This is a genomic window from Williamsia herbipolensis (genome assembly GCF_036153515.1).
In the GTDB taxonomy this organism is placed as follows: domain Bacteria; phylum Actinomycetota; class Actinomycetes; order Mycobacteriales; family Mycobacteriaceae; genus Williamsia_A; species Williamsia_A herbipolensis.
Genome location: NZ_CP108021.1, coordinates 3,528,985 through 3,546,215 on the forward strand (window position 1 = coordinate 3,528,985; position 17,231 = coordinate 3,546,215).

Sequence of the window (17,231 nt, forward strand, 5' to 3'; positions counted from 1 at the left end):
GAAACCCTCCGTCACGCACTGCCACAACGACCGAATCGTCCCCGCCACCCGAGGAGCATCACCCATGACCGACCCCACCACCGACCGCGTGCACAGCGAACTGCGCGACATCCTCGCGAACGACCTCGACCTGTCCCCGGAACACGTCACCGGCTCCGCGCGTCTCGTCGACGACCTCGGGCTCGACTCCGTCGCCGTCGCGATCGGGGTCGTGGCCATCGAGGAACGGCTCGGTGTCGCGCTCACCGAACGCGAGATCTTCGAGAGTGCCTCGGTGGCCGATCTCGAGCAGGTCATCCGATCGCGCCTGACCGTGGCCGGCCGATGACCGAGACCCGTGACACGACCGAGGCCGTTGACACCGCTGACGTCACGGAGGCCCTCGCCGGCCCCACCGAGTACGGACCGCCCGACTTCACCTACCTCCACATGGACACCGCATCGCGGCCGATGCACTGGTCGATGGTTCTCGAGATCGCCGGTGGTGACACGCTGTTGGGCATCGACGAGATCCGCGACCGTGTGCGGTCGCGTGTCGGGCGCTACGACGTCTTCGGTGTCGGGGTTCGTGGTGGGCGGTGGCGTCGCCCCGAGATCGTCAGGACACCCGCCGACGCGATCGACATCGACCGCCACGTCGAGGCCGTCGAGGTCGCCGACCCGACGGCGCGTGACCGGGCGATCGCCGAGCTGTGTGCGACCCACCTCCGACGTCCGGATCCGTTCTGGCACATCACGCTGATGACGATCGTCGACTCGGGCGAACAGCTGATGGTGCTGCGCGTGCACCACAGCCTGTCCGACGGTCTGGCGGGCGCCGCGTTCGCGGCGCTGCTCGCCGACGGGACCCCCGAACAGCTCGCCGAGTTCGACCGTTTCGCGACCAGCCCCCGATTCCGTGTGGGCGACATCGATCCCCAGGTGCTGGCCGACGCCCGCGCCGCACACGGCGAACAGTGGAAGGCGGGTCGGTCCGGTCGCGGCTGGCCCGCTCTCACGACGTCGGGTCGCCGCGAGATCGCGACGGTGTCGGTGTCGACCCGGGACCTCCGTCGTGTGGCGAAACGTCATGGGGCGACAGTGCACGAGTTCGTCCTGGGTGCGGTCGGCGCGACCCTCAGTGCGCATCCGCCGTCGGAGAACGGCCCCGAGACGATCCGGGTGACCCTGCCCGCCACACTCGACCCCACGTTCCGACACACCGGCAACGCGGTGTCGGTGACCCTGCTCAACCTCGCGGGTAGCGACACCGACCTCGGTCGTCAGATCGAGCGGAGTCGAGAGCAGTTGTCGCTGATCGAATCCCGCCGTGCGGCGCTCGCGCTCGCCGCGACCGGGCATCCGTCGCCGCCCTGGCCGGTGATGCGGGCGATCGTCGGCGCATCGATGTCGCGGATGGCGCCCGACATCCACATCGGCGTGAATCCCGGCTTCTCCCGGGTGCGTTCGGTGTTGGGGCGCCGGATCGTCGCGCTGACACCGCTGTCGCCATTGGGCGGGTACTCGTTCTCGGTGACGTCGCTGATCCTCGGCGACCGCACCACCTTCGGCGTCGTCACCGATCCGCAGGCTCTCCCCGGTTACGCAGCCCGCTTCGCCGCCGCGTTCGACGAGGTCCTCACCACCCCCTGACCCGCCAGTTGGGCACGTAACGCCCGCAGTTGGGCACATAAAGACGCCAGTTGGGCACGTAACGCAGCCAGTTGGGCACCGACGCGTCGCGCTGCCCAACTGCGGTCATCAGGTGCCCAACTGCGGTCGTTACGTGCCCAACCGAGGGCGTTACGTGCCCAACTGCGGGCTTTAGGTGCCCACCTGCGGGGCGGCGGCGTCGACGACCTCGTCGTCGTCGGGGCCGAAGGTGGTGAACGCGGTGTGGCCGGGGAGGCGGTAGACCTCCCGACCGGTGACCGCGTTGAGGATCCGGGCGTTGCGGACCGCCCCGATGTCGAGGTTCGGCGACGACACCCCGTGACTGTGTTCCTCGGCGTTCGCGACGAACAGGCGACGCTCGAGGCCCTCGCGCATCACCACCGAGTGGTCGTTGTCGATGACCGGGCGGCCCCGCGAATCCCGCTCCATCAGCCCGTCGAGGGGATCGAGGAACGCTGTGCTGCGCGGTCGATAGCCGGTGGCCGCGACGACGAGATCGGCGGTGTGGGCGATGGTCGCGCCGGTGTCGTCGTGGCGGGCATGGATGCGGAGACGCTCGTCGGGTTGCGCCTCGAGACCGGTGACCGACACCCCCACGCGCAACTGCACCGGGGGTAGCTTGCCGGCGAGCTGGCGGCGGTAGAGCAGATCGTGGAGACGTTCGAGGGTGTCGGCCGAGATGCCCTTGTGGAACTGCCAGTGTCCCGCGCGCACGGTGTCGCGTGTCTGTTCGGGCAACGAGTGGAAGTAGTCCATGTACGCCGGCGTCGTCATCTCCAGCGACAGCTTCGTGAAGTCGAGCGGGGCGAACCACCCGGTGCGGGTCCACCACCGCACAGCGGGTCCGCCGCCGAGGTTCGCCTCGAGCAGGTCGACCACGATCTCCGCGCCCGACTGGCCCGACCCGATGACGGTCACCGCCTCGGCGGCGTGGGCGCGGGCCCGGTGATCGAGGTACTCGCCGCTGTGGATCAGCGACGGGGATCGCGCCTCGCCCGTCGAGAGCGATGGGGGCAGATGCGGTTCGGTACCGACACCGCACACCACGTGGGCCGCGTGGATGGTCGACCGTTGTCCCCCGGAGGTCACGATCACACGGAACGAGTCGGTCTCGGGGTCGAAGTGCACCTCGGAGACCGAGGTGTCCCAGCGCAGTGATCCCAGTCGCTCGACGACCCACAGCAGATACGCCTCGTACTCGATGCGTGTGGGGAAGAAGTTCTCGCGCACGAGGAACGGGTAGAGGCGGTCGACGTCGGCGAGGTAGGCCAGGAACGACATCGGGTGCGTCGGCTCGACCAGAGAGACGAGATCGGACAGGAAACTGACCTGCAGCGTCGCGTCGTCGAACATCAGCCCGGGATGCCACCGGAACTCCGGGCGTGCGTCGACGACGAGCAGGTCGAGGTCGTCGACAGTGGACGCCAGGGCGGCGAGCCCCAGGTTGAACGGACCGCACCCGATCGCGAGAACGTCGACGCTACGGGGGAACTCAGTGCTCATGGGATGCCTCCAGCGCATCTGCATCAGTGGACAGGGCACGGGTGTTCTCGGCTTCGACCTCCAGCGCCACGCGGATGATGTCGTCGAAGAGCGCGTCGATGTCGGCTTCGTGGGCCTCGGGATTGAGCAGGGTCAGCTTGAGGCAGACCTGTGGCCGGTCGGCGCCGGCGGTCACCACACGGGTGCGGCCGATGAGCGCCGCCCCGGACCGGATGAGTCGGCGGCGGAGCTCGGCGTTCACGGCGTCGAGATCGGCGCAGCGGTAACGGAACACAACCGTCGTGAGGGTCACCGGGGCGATCAACTCGAGGTGGGGTTCGGTCGCGATCCGTTGCTCGGCGTGCCGTGCGAGCTCGTGGCATCGGTCCAGCATCGATCCCAGCCCGAGCCTGCCGTAGGCGAGGAACGTCGCGGCCACCTTGAGAACATCCGGCCGCCGGGTGGTCTGCAGGGTCTGTCCCAGCAGGCCGCCGTAGCCGGCCTCGATGTCGTCGGTGGGGTTGAGATACGACACCGACCGGTCGACCGCGGCGAAACGCCCGGAGTCGGCGAGCAGCAACACGCTCGCCGCGGCGGGCTGCCACCCGATCTTGTGGAGATCCAGCGTGATCGAGTCGGCGCGGTCGATGCCCTCGACCAGCCCGGCGAGCCGATCGGAGAACAGCGACCCGAAACCGTATGCGGCGTCGACGTGCAACCACACGCCGCGTCGACGGGCGATGGCGGCGATCTCCGGTAGCGGGTCGACGGTGCCGAAATCGGTGGTCCCCGCGGTGGCGACCACGGCGACCGGGGTCCGGTCACCGGCGGCGGCGAGAGCGGACTCCAGCGCTGCGGGCAGCATGCGGTGGTCGTCGTCGACGTCGATGCCGACCACCGCGGACTCACCGAGCCCCAGTGCGGCGCAGGCGCGATGGATGGAGAAGTGCGCGATCCGCGAGCAGAACACGACCGGACGGGGCAGCGCGCCGGTGCCGTCGGTGCGGGTGTCGAGTCCGAGTGCCGAGGCCGCGTGATCGCGGGCGATCAACAACGCCAGCAGGTTCGAGTACGAACCCCCCGGACCGAACACGCCGCCCGCGCCCGCCCCGAGTCCGGCGAGGTCGGCCAGCGCCGCGATCATCCACTGCTCGATCGCCAGGGTCGCCGGACCCGAATCGTAGGTGTCGAGCGAGGCGTTGGTGGCACCGGCGAGGGCGTCGGCGACGACCGCGACCGTGAGCGGTGGTGGCTGCAGATGCGCCGCGGTGCGGGTGTGGGTGAGGTCGAGTCCGTGGCGCGCGACGAGGTCACCGAGGCGGGCCAGCGCCTGCGATTCTCCGACACCGGCCGACGGGATCACCCGCGGACCGAGGGCGGAGTCGACCTCGTCGAGGACGTCGCCCGGCAGTCCATGGGGCAGCGGGGCGCCGTGGTGGGCGGTGTCGGAGACCGATTCGGCCATGCGGATGAGATCGGCTCCGACCTGCGCCCACCCCCGACCGGGGGAGGCGAAACGAGATCGCCGCGTCGGCAACTCGGGGAACGCGCACGCCGCGCGCACCGCGTCGACGAGGTCGGCCAGAGTCGAGTCGAGGTTGTCGGGCAGTTCGGCGAGGAGACCCATCGCGACGGCCGGCGCGCGCTGCGTCACCTCGGACTCGGGGATGTCGGTGCGATGGTCGATCTCGAGATGTATTCCGTCGTCGGTGATCTCGAAGGCGTAGCTCAGCGGGTACCCGCCGACGCCGGTCGACACCGACCGGTAGTCGACGCCGCTCCCCGTCTCCGTGACACCACGTACCGGCGCGCTGCGGACCGAGGCCATCACGTCGGCGACGGGGAATCGCCCGCCGCGGGCGCGGAGCGCGGTGAGCAGGGTGCCGTAGTCGATCGATGCGAACTCCATGGACGAGTAGATCGCCGACATCATGCGGCGCAGCGACTCGCGCACCGACGCCGTCGGGTCGACCGTGCATCGGATCGGCACGATGGTGCCGCAGTAGCCGACCTCGCGGGGATCCTCGTCGGAGCGTCGGTTCTCGCTGGGGACCAGCATCACGAGATCGTCGGCGCCGGTGAGCGAGTGCGCGGCCAGGGCGCACACCCCGATCATGAGCGCGTTCGATGTCGCGCCCACCTCGCGGGCGACCTCGCCGAGTGCGGCGACCACCGCGGGGTCCAGTGCGCGCCGGTCGCGCGTCACCGCACCCTCGTCGAGCGGCGTGATCCAGCTCTGTTCGGCCGACTCCGTGGGCAGGGCCCCGGTCAGCGGATGGCGGATGTCGTCGGCAGCCCAGGTCGACAGGGCATGGCGCAGTGCGTCGTCGACCTGCGGTGCCGCCCGGTCCGCGGCGACACCGGCGACCGGGGTGACGGCGGATGTGCCGGTGACGAGGGGCCCCAACAGCGCCGGCCACGAGGTTCCGTCGACGGCGATGTGGTGGACGACGAGGATCACCGTGCACGTCCCGTCGGGCGCCACGGTGAGGCGCGCGCGGGCCGGCACCTCTTCGGCCAGTCGGAACGGCCGGCGGGTGAGCGAGGTCTCGTCCACATCGCCGGGGGCCGCGGCGCCCTCGGCGTGCGCGGGCCACTCCCAGACGGTGTCGGGCACCGACCATCCGCCCTCGACATCGGCGGATTCCCGTCGCACGACACCCTCGTCGTTGACGAGGACCGACGACAGGACCGGGCTGCGCAGCGTCTCCTGCAGGGCGGTGACCACCTCGTCGGTGCTGCGGCCATCGGTGAATGTCAGCACCAGACCGATGTTGTGCGAGACGGATTCGGGGTCGAGCTGGTGGATCCGCCACATCCGCCGCTCGGCGACACCGAGCTCGCCGTGCAGCCGTGGCGACGGATCGTGTGCGGCGTCAGGGGTCGGGGGTGTACCCGTGGCCGATCCTCCGGCGTCGACACCGGCGAGGCGTCGTCGCATCAGCTCGAGTCGTGATTCGTCCAGTACGCTCACGCGTCCTCCATCATCAGGTGGTCGGTCGTTGCGGTCGTGTCGTCGCCAAGCGCGGCGATGGTCGACAGCCGGTCCCAGGAATCGACGACGGGATACAGATCGCCGCGCGCCCATCGGTGCGACTGGTTCTCGTACGTCGGATGGCGCGGGTCGCCGGAGGCGCCGAGGGGGACCACCCATCGACTCGCGGAACGGTCGGCGAGGTCCCACACGAACCGCGCGGCCGAACCGACGCTGCAGGCGTGGCTGAAACCGATGGCGCTGCCGTTGGCGAACACCGTCTCGGCGTCGCCGCCGAGTGCATGCGGGTGGGGGCGCAGCCGCGCGGACAGCGCGGGGTGGGCCGTCGTCGCACCGACGAGGTCGAATCCGTGGATCGGGGTGAGCACGTGCACGTCACCCCACGTGGGGATGTCGTCGAGGTGTTCGAGCCCGGAGGCGACGGCGTCGACGGCCTCGCGCAGGATGGCGCCGACCTCGGCCCCGAGTCCACCCGCGTGCGCGATCACCGATTCCAGCGCCGCCGACACCCGGGGCAAGGAGACGAACCACGGGTCGAACACCGCAGGGAACACGTGCCTCGTCGCCAACGGCTGCAGGGCGGGTGACCGGATCAGTCCGCGGACGAGATGGGCACGGATCTCGGCGAACACGTAGGCCTGCGTGCTTTCGACCGCCATCGATCGATCCCACCCGTCGAGGCGGGCGACCAGCCGTCGTGCGCGCTCGTCGAGTCCGTCGATCTCGTCGAGGAGTCGCAGCACGATGTCCCGCGCGTCGAGCACGTCGTCGCGATGGATGCGTTCGGCATCGGCGACGCTGTGGTGCGCCTTGGCCTCGAGAAGGGCCGCGATCCGGTCGGCGCGATCGGCGCGGACGCATTCGGTGGTGACCGGCTGGAGTGTCGCGGTGGTCATGCGCTGGTTGGCGATGACGGAGAACGACGTGACGTCGGGTGACTCCGCTCCGTCGTGCACGGACGTCGTGCGCATCCCCGTCCACCGGTGACGGTCGGTCCACGCCGGCACCGGCAGCCAGTAGTTCTCCGGGGTGCGTTCGGGCATCGCCCCCACGAGGTGCGCGACCAGTCGACCGCTCGTGTCGCCGATGACGACGCGGTTGACCGGCTCCACCCAGTCACGCAGGGCGCGTTCGACACCCGCGATCGACGTCGCGAACAGCAGGTCGATGAACGGGTCGGCGGTCGTGTTGTCGTGGTGCAGGATCGGGGTGCGCAGGCTCAGTGCGATGGGTGCGTCGGGTCCGCCGACGATCACCGATCCGTGTGTGGTCTCGATGATCTCGACCGGTACCGGTTCGGCGTCGCGCACCGTGATCGATTCGGTCCACGTGGTGACCGCGACGTCGCCGTGCGGGCCCCGCGCGGTCACGGAGCCGTCGCGGCGCGAGAGGTGTTCGATGTAGACGTCCTGGTGGTCGCCCATCGCGTTGGTGATGCCCCACGCGACCGGACCCGCGTGGGCGAAGTGCGGCACCCCCGGGACCCCGGCGAACGCGAACCCGACGACGTCGAATTCCGGTGACGCGAGGTGGGTCTGGAGGTAGATCCCGGGGAGTTCGAGGAAGCGGTGCGGGTCGCCGGCGATCTGCGGTGTCCCGCTCGCCGAGCGTGCGGCGGCGATGCCCCACGCGTTGCTGCCGCTGATCGCGTCGCTGAGCGGCGTGGGTCCGGGAGGCTCGGTCCCGATGGCGCCGGCGGCGAACTCGGCGAGCACGGTCTCGACGAAGGCCGCGTCGGGCAGCGGCGGATCGAAGGGGTCATCCGGGTCGGGGGCGGCCGGACTCTCGAAGTCGAACAGGCGCAGCGCATCCGCGCCGAGATGGGTGCAGGCGTGCACCCTCCACAGCTTGGTGAGGAAGCGGCCGAACAGGATGTTGTGGGTGATGAACACCGCGATCGGTGTCCACGGTCGCCAGGGCAGCGGCCGGTGGTCGAGCTCGGTGAGCTCGAGCGCCTCGGCGGTCCCCAGTGTGCTGTTGACCCCGTCGACATACGCGCCGAACAGTTCTCGTGTCCGGACCGACGAGCGGGCGAGGATCGTGCGTGCGGCACGGTCGATCCCGGCGCGCCGGGCGAACTCGTCCCAGCCGATGGCGTCGGCGCCGAAGACCTCGGCGGTGCGGCCCTCCGACCGGAGCCGGAGGAATTCGATCTGCCAGGCGCGGTCCATCCCGCAGGCGCGTCCCTGTCCGTAGAGGGCCCCGCGTGCGGAATCGGCACGGATGTGCGGGATCCCCCATGCGTCGCGGAGGATCTCGACACCCTGGGCGTCGCAGGGAGCGGTCACGGATGCTCCGCGGTCGGCGAGGGGGCGAACCGGGCGATCGGGTTGACGAGGCGGTGGTCGGTGTCGAGGAGTGCGGCGTAGGAGTCGCCGAGATCGACCATGCGGCGGCTGTTGCCGAGTTGCAGCCGGTTCATGTGGATCGCACCGAAGTCGGGTGCGAACAGATCCCACCGGGCGAAGCGGTCGGCGAGCTCGGGGTGGGCGGTGATGTACTCGGTCACGCTGTCGGCGACGGCTGTCCAGAACGACATGTCGTCGCAGAGACCGGCCTGGTGCAGGATGCCCGCGAGTGGGCGGAGGAAGTCGTCGAAGACGTCGGACAGGATGCCGAGATTGCCGATGGCGTCGTCGGTGTGCACGACCGCGCGTCGGCACGACTCGGGTAACCCGGGGGCGTCGTCACCGATGGTGACCTCCTCGCCGATGTCCTTGAGGATCGCCCGCACGGGCACGCCGCCGTCGAGCACGAGGATGAGGTTCTCGCCGTGCGGTGAGAACTTCAGCCGGTGGCGGTAGAGGAGATGGATGATCGGGTGGAGGTAGGCCCGCAGGTAGCGCGAGAGCCATTCCGTGGCACGCAGTCCCGAGCGGCGGATGAGCGCTCCCACCAACGGATCGCCCCGGTGGTCGACGTGGAGCAACGCGGCCATCGTCATGAGCTGCTCGTGCTCGGCGACGAGTCCGACGGGGCTCTGTCGCCACAGCGCCGACATCAGTTTGCGGTACTCCGAACCGGGCGTGGTGACGCTCTGCAGCACGGGGTTGCGGTAGCCGATCGCGACGACCTCGAACAGCATGGCGAAGCCGAGTTCCCGGAGGTGTTCGTCGTCGCCGACCCGGTCGCGCACCCAGTCGTTGATCAGGGGTGTGGTGCGCATGTAGTCGGCCGACATCCCGCGGGTGAAGCCCATGTTGGTGATCGACAGTGCGAGCTTGACATAGTGCCGACGGTTGTCGGTGGCGTTGAACAGCGTTCGGATCGACTGCTGCGGCCGATGGAGGTCGTCACCCTCCCCCACGAACACCAGTGTCCCGTCGGCGAGTTCCCGCGCGAACACACGTGTCACCTTCTCGTTCCACTGCCACGGGTGCACGGGGAGGTAGAGGTGGTCGGCGGGCTCGAGTCCTCGCGCGAGCAGGACCGCGTCGAAGCGAGCGAGGGTCGCCGCGCCCAGTTCGTCGACCAGGAGGTCCCGGTGGTCGTGATCGGTCATCGCCGCGACATCGCAGTGTTCCCGCGGTGCGGCGACCCACACGAGGCGACAGTGTTCGCCGCGCTCGGGCGCATAACGGGCGACGTCGGTGGAGCTGAACCCGATACGGCCGGCGTTGGCGACGATGCAGGGATGCCCTTCGGTCATCGTCTGCTCGATGGTCTGGAAGTCCGCGCAGGCCAGGTCGGCGGCCGGGATGCGCAGGTGCTCGGGTCGATCGGCACCCAGACCGAGTGTGTTCACGAACTCCTCGAGATATGCCGGAACGGCGTCGGGATCGATCCCGAGGCGTTCACGCAGGTCGAGCAGGACGGCGACGGGGTCGACGGGAACCTCGGTGCCGTCGACGAGGCGGCGGATCGAGGGCTCGTCGATCACCCAGTTGTCGAGGAGGAGCACCTCGGCGCGGAAGACGTACTCGGTGCGCTGGTCGTCGGACAGCACCAGGTACATCGAGCCGGGACCCGAGGTGTCCCGATCGTCGGTGTGATCGGGGTCAACGCCCATCGGGATCGGGTGGATGATCTGTTCGTGGGCGAACTCGGCCAGCACCTTGCGGGCCATACGCCGCCCGTACACCGTCGCCATGTCGGCACGACCGTCGGCCACCGGCGACACTGTCGAGGTCACGAGTCTCCCGACTCGGTCGCCGCGAAATCGCCTGCCGTGCAGTAGCTCAGACGCGCCATCTTTGCACCGACCGGGTGATCGCCCTCGACGCGGAACCCCACCAGCTCGTTGAGTCGGTGCACGGCGGTGTTGCGGACGTCGGGCTCGACCACGACACGTCGCGCCTCGGCCTCGCCGAACGCGGTCCGCATGATGTGGCGCATGACCGACGCGGTGAAGCCCGCCACCGGTGCATCGGTCGGCGCGACGAGCAGGTGCATCCCGATGTCCCCGGGCTCGTGGACGTACCCGGTACCGGCGTCGGCGAGTTCGCTCGTCCGTGGCTCGTAGAGCTCGAACAGGAACTGCGGGTCGCCGTCCACGATGCCGAGTCGCATACCGAAACCGCCTGCGTCTGCGTGGGTGATCAGCGCGACCACCTCCGCTCGGGTGGCGCTCGCCATGTCCCAGAAGTGCGACTTGGGATGGGTGAGCCAGCGGTGCACGAGGTCGACGTCGGTGTCGAGATCGATGCGGCGATGGGTGATCGCCGGGCTCGTCCGGCCCAGTTCGGAGGCGACCTCGCCGGCGGAGAGACCCAGCACGTCGAGCATGACCTCGGCGACCTCGGTGATCGACGCACCGTGCAGCTCGTCCAGTCGTGTCGCGAGACCGGCGACCGTCCGGTGGGTGAAGATGTCGGCGACGGTCACCGACGCCGTGGCGCCGGGAACCGCGAGCCATCGGCGGATCTGCGCAACGAAACGGGTCGCGAGCACCGAATCGCCCCCCAGGGCGACGAATTCGTCGGTGACACCGATCGGTCGCGTGTCGAGGATGGTCTCGAGCACCGTCACGAGGGCCTTCTCGACCGGCGTACGCGGGGCGATCGACTCCGCCGACCCGGCATCGCCGAACTCGGCGGCGACGCGGGCGCGGTCGAGCTTGCCGTTGGGCGTCAACGGCAGTCGGTCGGCGACAGTGATCGACCGCGGGATCATGTGCGCGGGGAGCAGATCCCGCAGCGCGTCGGCGAGATCCGTGGGTTCCGGCGTCTCCGCTGCCCCGACGGTGACCGCGGCGCGCAGGTCGCGTCCGTCGGTCCAGGCCACCGCGGCCGACACCGGCCCCAGGCGCAGGAGTGCGGCCTCGACCTCGCCGAGCTCGACGCGATGGCCGCGGATCTTCACCATGTGGTCGTCGCGGCCGAGGAAGTCGAGGAACGCCCCTGGCAGATAGCGCGCGACGTCGCCCGTCCGGTACCACCGCACACCGTCGACCTCGACGAACCTCTCGGCGGTGCGGTCGGGGTCGCCGCGATAGCCCGCGGCCACACCGTCGCCGCCGATCCACAACTCACCCGGTACGAAATCAGGTCGGTCGCGGCCGATGGCGTCGACGACCCGGCAGCGCACGCCGCGCAACGGCGTGCCGTACGGGACGAAACCGGTGTGGTCCCCGACGTCGGCCAGTGCGCAGACGGTCGAGTGGATCGCCGTCTCGGTGGTACCGCCGAGGCCCGCGACACCGACCCCGGGCACCTGCTCGGCGATGCGACGCAGATGCGCCACCTCCACCCGGTCGCCGCCGGTGAGCACCACCCGCAGCGACGTGGGCATGTCGGAGATGTCGAGGAGCATCCCGAGAACCGTAGGGACGCAGTTGAGTACGGTGACCGACTGCTCGTGCAGGGCGCGGGCCCACGAATCGACGCGCGTGGTGGGGTCGTCGTCACCGACGACGACCGCACCACCGACGGCGAGCAGGGCGAAGATGTCGAACACCGACAGGTCGAACTCCAGCGACGACACCATGAGGGCGCGATCGGTGGCGTCGAGTCGGTAGCGATCGGTCAGGTCGGTCAGCGTGGCCACCGCGGCGCGATGGGGGACCTCGACACCCTTGGGTGTGCCGGTCGACCCCGAGGTGAACAGGATGTAGGCGAGCGAGTCGGGACCGCTCGTGTCGTCGGCGGGGTCGAGCGGCGGGGCGGATGCGGTGTCGTCGAACACGACGACGGCGAGCGCGGTGTCGGTCACGCGGTCGGCCCGATCGGTGAGCACCGCCGCAGGGGTCGCGACCGAGACGATGCGGTCGCGGCGGTCGTCGGGCTGCGACGGGGAGATCGGGACGTAGGTGGCGCCGGCGGCGAGAACCCCGACGGCCGCGACGATCTGCGCGGCACTCTTGGGCATCGTGACCACGACGGTGTCGCCGGCTCCGACACCGGCGGCGCGCAGTGCTCCCGCCACCCGTCGGGCGCGGTCGGCGAGTTCACCGTGCGTCCAGGTCGTTTCGCCGTCGATGAGTGCCGGGGTGTCGGCGCGGTGGGTGGCGAGGTCGAGCAGGCGGCGGTGCAGTGTGCCGTCGAAGGTGTCGGTGACGGGCAGCGGATGCTCGACGGCGCGCCGCTCGGCGATCACCTCGGCCGGGACACTCGAGGGTGCCGGCCGCTCCCAGTCACCAGCGATCAGCAGGTCGAGCAGTGCGACGTAGTGGTCGAACATCGATTGCGCGACAGCGGGATCGAGATCGGAGGCGCGGACATCCCAGTTCACCAGCAACCCGCCGTCGATCTCGGTGACCTGAGCGTCGAGAAGGACCTGCGGGCCCTGCGACACGATCCACGTGGGCGTGCCGAACACCTCGGTCACGGCGGGGGAGAACAGTTCGCCGAGGCCGAGTGCGCTCGTGAACACCACCGGCGACACCACCGGTTCCCCGCGGCGGCGGCTGAGGTCGCGCAACACGTCGAGTCCGCTCACGGTGCCGTGCGCCGCGGCGTCGTGCATTGCCGCTCGCATGTCCACGGCGCGTTCGGCGAGCGTGCGGGGCGCCGTGAGATCGACGGCGACGACGAGGGAGGACGTGAAGTCGCCGACCACCCGTTCGACGTCGGGGTGGGTGGTGTCGCGATCGAAGAGGGGAACCGTCAGCAGGAAGCGAGACGTGGCCGAGTGTGTCCCGACGGCCTCGGCGAACACGGCGGCGACCGCGGTCGCCGGTGTCACGCCTCGCGAATGTGCCTGGGTCTCGAGACGCTCGCGGTCGGCCGCGTCGATCACGTGGTGCAGTCGCACCGTCGCAGCCGTGCCCGCCGGGGTCGACGCCGGGCCGGTCGGGTCGGTACGCGGCAGCTCCGGTGGTCCGGGGAGGTCGTCGAGACGCGCCTGCCACCAGGCGATGTCGGCGTCGCGGGCGGGCCGTGACGTGCGCTCCGCCGACAGGGTGCGGAAGTCGGTACGCAGCGGGGTCAACTGCTCGCCGCGGTACAGGCGGGCCAGGTCGTCGACGAGGACGCGGAAGCTCATGGCGTCGGCGGCGATCATGTCGACATCGAGATGCACACGGGTGCGACCGCGGGGCAGCAGCGTGAGATCGGTACGGACCACCTGACCGTCCTCGACCGGCAGCATCGCGTGCGTGTTCTGGTGCCGCTGCTGCGCGAGGAACTCCTCGACCGCCTGATCGGACCGACGGCGCAGATCGTGCACGCGCACCGTGTCCGGGTGAGCCGATCCGACCCGCTGGGTGCCGTCGGGGGCCACGGCCACCCGCGTCATCGGATGGCGTTCGACAAGTGCGGCGACAGCCCCGCGGAACCGCTCGGGATCGATTGCCGCGCCGTCGAACTCGACGTACAGATGTGCGGCGACGCCACCCAGGTCGTGGCTGTCGGAACGACCCACCCAATAGGCGTGCTGCATGGGCGCCAGCGGGAACGACGGGTCGTCGTCAGCGGCCGTATCGGCTCGCTGCTCGTCCGCGGGCTGGGCTGCGGCCGCCTGTCCGGCGAGCAGGCGCGACCACGCGTCGATGGTCGGTTCCTGCGCCAGGCGCGCGAAGTCGATGTCGTGCCCGCGCTTGCGCCAGTGACCCGCGAGCCGCATCATCCGCAGCGAGTCGAGACCCTGGGCGATGAGGTCGCCGTGCGGATCGAGATCGGCCGGATCGACGCCGAGCGCCTGCCCGACCGTCGACACCACGTCTGCCGACACCTCGTGCGTCGGCACCGCTGTATCGACCACCATGTTGACTCCCCTTCGTTGCCGGCTTCCGTCGAACTTAGGTTAGGTTAGGCTTAATATACAAACGGTGGGGACGTGGAGAGGTGTAGGCCGATGTCAGTCGCTCCGACCGAGCACGAAGTGGCACAACGCGATTGGTACGACAGCGACAGCTCTCGCACGAACTGGGCTGAGGTGATCGATACGTCGATCAGTGCGAGCGACGCCGTGTTGTCGGTCTTCGACATGGCCACCGAGCGGTGGGTGCAGCGTCCGTGGCGCGTGGTTCGCGAGCGCGCGATCGAGATCGCGTCCTGGATCGACGCCACCCGCGGCGGTCGTACGACGGGCGCGGCCATAGGCCTCGTCGGCGATCCCGGTCCCGACCTGGTCGCCGCGGTACACGCCGCATGGCTGTCGGGGTCGGCCGTCTCGATCCTGCCCGGACCGGTGCGTGGCGCCGACGACGCGCGGTGGGCGGTCGCGACCGCGGCGCGCTTCGCCGGCGTCGGGGTCGACATCGTGCTGGGGTCCGGATCACAGCTCGAGGCGTTGACCGCGGTCGACTGTGCGTTGCACATCGACCACGTCGACCTCGTCGGTGTCGGCATCGACACCGACGGTTTTCGCCCGGTCGGCCTCGTCGGCGACGCCGCGGCCATCCTGCAGGGCACGGCCGGGTCCACCGGTGACCCGAAGACGGCGGTGCTCACCGCCGAGGCGGTCGCGACGAACACCGCGGCCCTGGTCGATCGCCTGCGCCTCGATGCCGCCGAGGACATCGGTCTGAGCTGGTTGCCGCTCTACCACGACATGGGGCTCACATTCCTGGTCGCGGGGATGTCCACCGGGATCCCGCTGTGGCTCGCGCCGAACTCGGCGTTCGCCGCGTCACCGTTCCGGTGGCCGCAGTGGCTCACCGATTCCGGCGCCACGGTCACGGCGGCGCCGAACTTCGCCTACGACATCGTCGGTCGGTACGGGACGCTTCTGGAGGGCGCCGATCTGTCGCGCCTGCGGGTCGCGCTCAGCGGCGGCGAACCCATCGACCCCGACGCATTCGACCGTTTCCTCGATCGGGCGGCGGCGGTCGGATTCGATCCGGCGGCTGCGACGCCGGCGTACGGGATGGCCGAATCGGTCTGCGCGGTCACGGTTCCGGCGCCGGGGGAGGGTGCTCGCTACGACCAGGTGACCGTCGGCGGTGACGACGGGACGACCATCGAGAGGCGGTACCCGCTGCTCGGCGAACCGCTGGAGGGCATGGAGATCCGCGTCGTGCCCGCCGACGTCGCGGTTCCCGCGATCGAGGGACGCGATGTCGGGGCGGTCGAGATCCGGGGCACGTCGATGATGGCGGGCTACCTCGGGCATCCGCTGATCGAACCCGGCACCTGGTTCCCCACCGGCGACCTCGGATACCTCGTCGACGGCCGCCTCGTCATCTGCGGTCGGACGAAGGAGATCGTCATCGTCGCCGGTCGCAACCTGTTCCCGGTGGAGATCGAGCGCGCGGCCGCCGGTGTCGACGGCGTCCGGCGCGGAGGGGTGGTGGCCGTGTCGCGGGGGTCGGGTCGACCCGGTCTCGTGATCGTCGCCGAGACCCGCACCACGGGAGACGCAGTGGCCCAGATGCGGTCCGCGGTGATGTCGGCCGTCGCCTCCGACTGCGGCGTGGTCCCCACCGACGTGGTCTTCGTCGACCCCGGATCGGTACCACGGACCACCTCGGGCAAACTCCGCCGCCTCGCGACCCGCGACCTCGTCGAATCGGGGGCGTGGTCGTGACCGTCGTCGCGCCCACCGACACCTATCGGGAACTGCTCGACCGGGTCTTCGACGACGAGGTACGCGGCTGGGTCGACGAGGCCGAGGCCACTGCACACTTCCCGCGCCCGCTGATCGAGAAGCTTGGCGCAGCAGGGGTGTTCGCCGAGAAATGGGGTGACGCGACGACCCCTGACATCGGCAAGCTCGTGGCGTTGTCGTTCGCGCTCGGCGGGCTGGGGTCGGCCGGGATCGGGGTCGGCGTGAGTCTGCACGACTCGGCCATCGCGATCCTGCGTCGGTTCGGTGGCCGTTCGGACACGCTGCGCGCCGTCGCGGAGGCGGCCATCGCCGGCGAGGCGGTGCTGTGTCTCGCCGCGTCGGAATCATCCGGCGGCTCGGACCTGCAGATCGCGCAGACCTCGATCACGCCGCAGGACAGCGGCTTCGGAGTCCGTGGGCACAAGAAGTTCGTGTCGTTGTCGCCGATCGCCGACCACATCCTGGTGGTCGCACGGGACACCTCGGCCGACGGTTCGGCGGCCCACGGCAACGTCGCACTCGTCCTGGTGCCCACCCGCGATGTCACGGTGCACGCGCCATGGGACAAGGCCGGTGCCGCACCGCTCGACACCGCGTCGGTCGAGATCGACACCTGGGTACCCGCAGACCACCTCATCGGTCGCCCGGGGACGGGCCTGGCCATGGTGAGTTGGGGACTGGCCCACGAACGACTCTCGATCGCCGGGCAGGTCGCCGCCGCGTGCGAGATGGTGCTGGGTGTCACGGTCGCCCGGATGCAGGACCGGACGCAGTTCGGGAACACGCTCTTCGAGCATCAGGCCCTGCGGCTGCGGGTGGCGGATCTGCATGCGCGCGTGGAGATGCTGCGGTGGTCACTGCACGGCGTCGCGGCGGCGGGCCGTCTCGACGTACGTACCGCCTCGGCGCTGAAGGTGACCGCCGCGCGTCTGGGCGAGGAGGTCATGGGGGAGTGCATGCACATCTTCGGCGGCTCGGGGTATCTGCTCGACGAGACGCCGCTCGCCCGATGGTGGCGGGACATGAAGCTGGCCAGGGTCGGTGGCGGCGCCGACGAGGTGCTGTGGGAGCTGGTCGCCGCCGGCATGCGGCCCGACGTGGACGGCTACCGCCGTTTCGCCGACTCGATCAGCTGACGTCACCGTTTGGTGATTGAGGTTAGCCTCACCTATAT

General features: G+C 70.1%; 9 protein-coding genes and 1 pseudogene. 4 read left to right on the forward strand and 6 right to left on the reverse strand.

Annotated features, from left to right (window positions below; all coding sequences use genetic code 11):
- Positions 1-34: 34 nt before the first annotated feature.
- Together OG579_RS16195 and OG579_RS16200 are read left to right on the forward strand one after the other, a co-directional pair.
- On the forward strand, positions 35-328 hold the full coding sequence (locus OG579_RS16195) for an acyl carrier protein (protein ID WP_328859271.1): 294 nt from the start codon (positions 35-37) through the stop codon (positions 326-328).
- On the forward strand, positions 325-1,632 hold the full coding sequence (locus OG579_RS16200) for a wax ester/triacylglycerol synthase domain-containing protein (RefSeq protein ID WP_328856775.1): 1,308 nt from the start codon (positions 325-327) through the stop codon (positions 1,630-1,632). Before OG579_RS16195 ends, OG579_RS16200 begins: the two co-directional genes overlap by 4 nt.
- Positions 1,633-1,803: 171 nt before the next feature.
- On the opposite strand, the gene OG579_RS16205 is transcribed toward OG579_RS16200, so the two are convergent.
- From OG579_RS16205 to OG579_RS16230, 6 genes and pseudogenes are all read right to left on the reverse strand, one after another.
- Entirely contained in the window at positions 1,804-3,156 is a 1,353-nt protein-coding gene (locus OG579_RS16205) for a lysine N(6)-hydroxylase/L-ornithine N(5)-oxygenase family protein (RefSeq protein ID WP_328856776.1), read from the reverse strand.
- Positions 3,146-4,672, reverse strand: a complete 1,527-nt coding sequence (locus OG579_RS16210) for a pyridoxal phosphate-dependent decarboxylase family protein (RefSeq protein ID WP_328859272.1) — start codon at positions 4,670-4,672, stop codon at positions 3,146-3,148. Before OG579_RS16210 ends, OG579_RS16205 begins: the two co-directional genes overlap by 11 nt.
- 51 nt (positions 4,673-4,723) lie before the next feature.
- A pseudogene (locus OG579_RS16215) lies at positions 4,724-6,223 on the reverse strand (condensation domain-containing protein); the annotation flags it as partial.
- Entirely contained in the window at positions 6,106-8,418 is a 2,313-nt protein-coding gene (locus tag OG579_RS16220) for a penicillin acylase family protein (protein ID WP_328856777.1), read from the reverse strand. The pseudogene OG579_RS16215 and the gene OG579_RS16220, both read right to left, overlap by 118 nt.
- On the reverse strand, positions 8,415-10,220 hold the full coding sequence (locus OG579_RS16225; RefSeq protein ID WP_328859273.1) for an IucA/IucC family protein: 1,806 nt from the start codon (positions 10,218-10,220) through the stop codon (positions 8,415-8,417). The genes OG579_RS16220 and OG579_RS16225 overlap by 4 nt, the downstream gene beginning before the upstream one ends.
- Positions 10,221-10,258: 38 nt before the next feature.
- A complete protein-coding gene (locus OG579_RS16230; RefSeq protein WP_328856778.1) occupies positions 10,259-14,272 on the reverse strand; it encodes a non-ribosomal peptide synthetase in 4,014 nt (1,337 codons plus the stop codon).
- 90 nt (positions 14,273-14,362) lie between these two features.
- Between OG579_RS16230 and mbtM the strand changes: the two genes are divergently transcribed.
- Both mbtM and OG579_RS16240 read left to right on the forward strand, forming a co-directional pair.
- On the forward strand, positions 14,363-16,036 hold the full coding sequence (mbtM, locus tag OG579_RS16235) for a long-chain-fatty acid--ACP ligase MbtM (RefSeq protein ID WP_408068690.1): 1,674 nt from the start codon (positions 14,363-14,365) through the stop codon (positions 16,034-16,036).
- Positions 16,033-17,193 (forward strand): acyl-CoA dehydrogenase family protein, encoded by a 1,161-nt coding sequence (locus OG579_RS16240; protein ID WP_328859274.1) that lies wholly within the window; start codon positions 16,033-16,035, stop codon positions 17,191-17,193. Before mbtM ends, OG579_RS16240 begins: the two co-directional genes overlap by 4 nt.
- Positions 17,194-17,231: the final 38 nt, after the last annotated feature.

What these genes read in the sequence shown, in the direction of transcription:
- OG579_RS16205 (WP_328856776.1), bottom strand. Translation starts at nt 3,156, where the DNA reads ATGAGCACTGAGTTCCCCCGTAGCGTCGACGTTCTCGCGATCGGGTGC.
- mbtM (WP_408068690.1), top strand. Translation starts at nt 14,363, where the DNA reads ATGTCAGTCGCTCCGACCGAGCACGAAGTGGCACAACGCGATTGGTAC.
- OG579_RS16225 (WP_328859273.1), bottom strand. Translation starts at nt 10,220, where the DNA reads ATGGCGACGGTGTACGGGCGGCGTATGGCCCGCAAGGTGCTGGCCGAG.
- OG579_RS16200 (WP_328856775.1), top strand. Translation starts at nt 325, where the DNA reads ATGACCGAGACCCGTGACACGACCGAGGCCGTTGACACCGCTGACGTC.
- OG579_RS16230 (WP_328856778.1), bottom strand. Translation starts at nt 14,272, where the DNA reads ATGGTGGTCGATACAGCGGTGCCGACGCACGAGGTGTCGGCAGACGTG.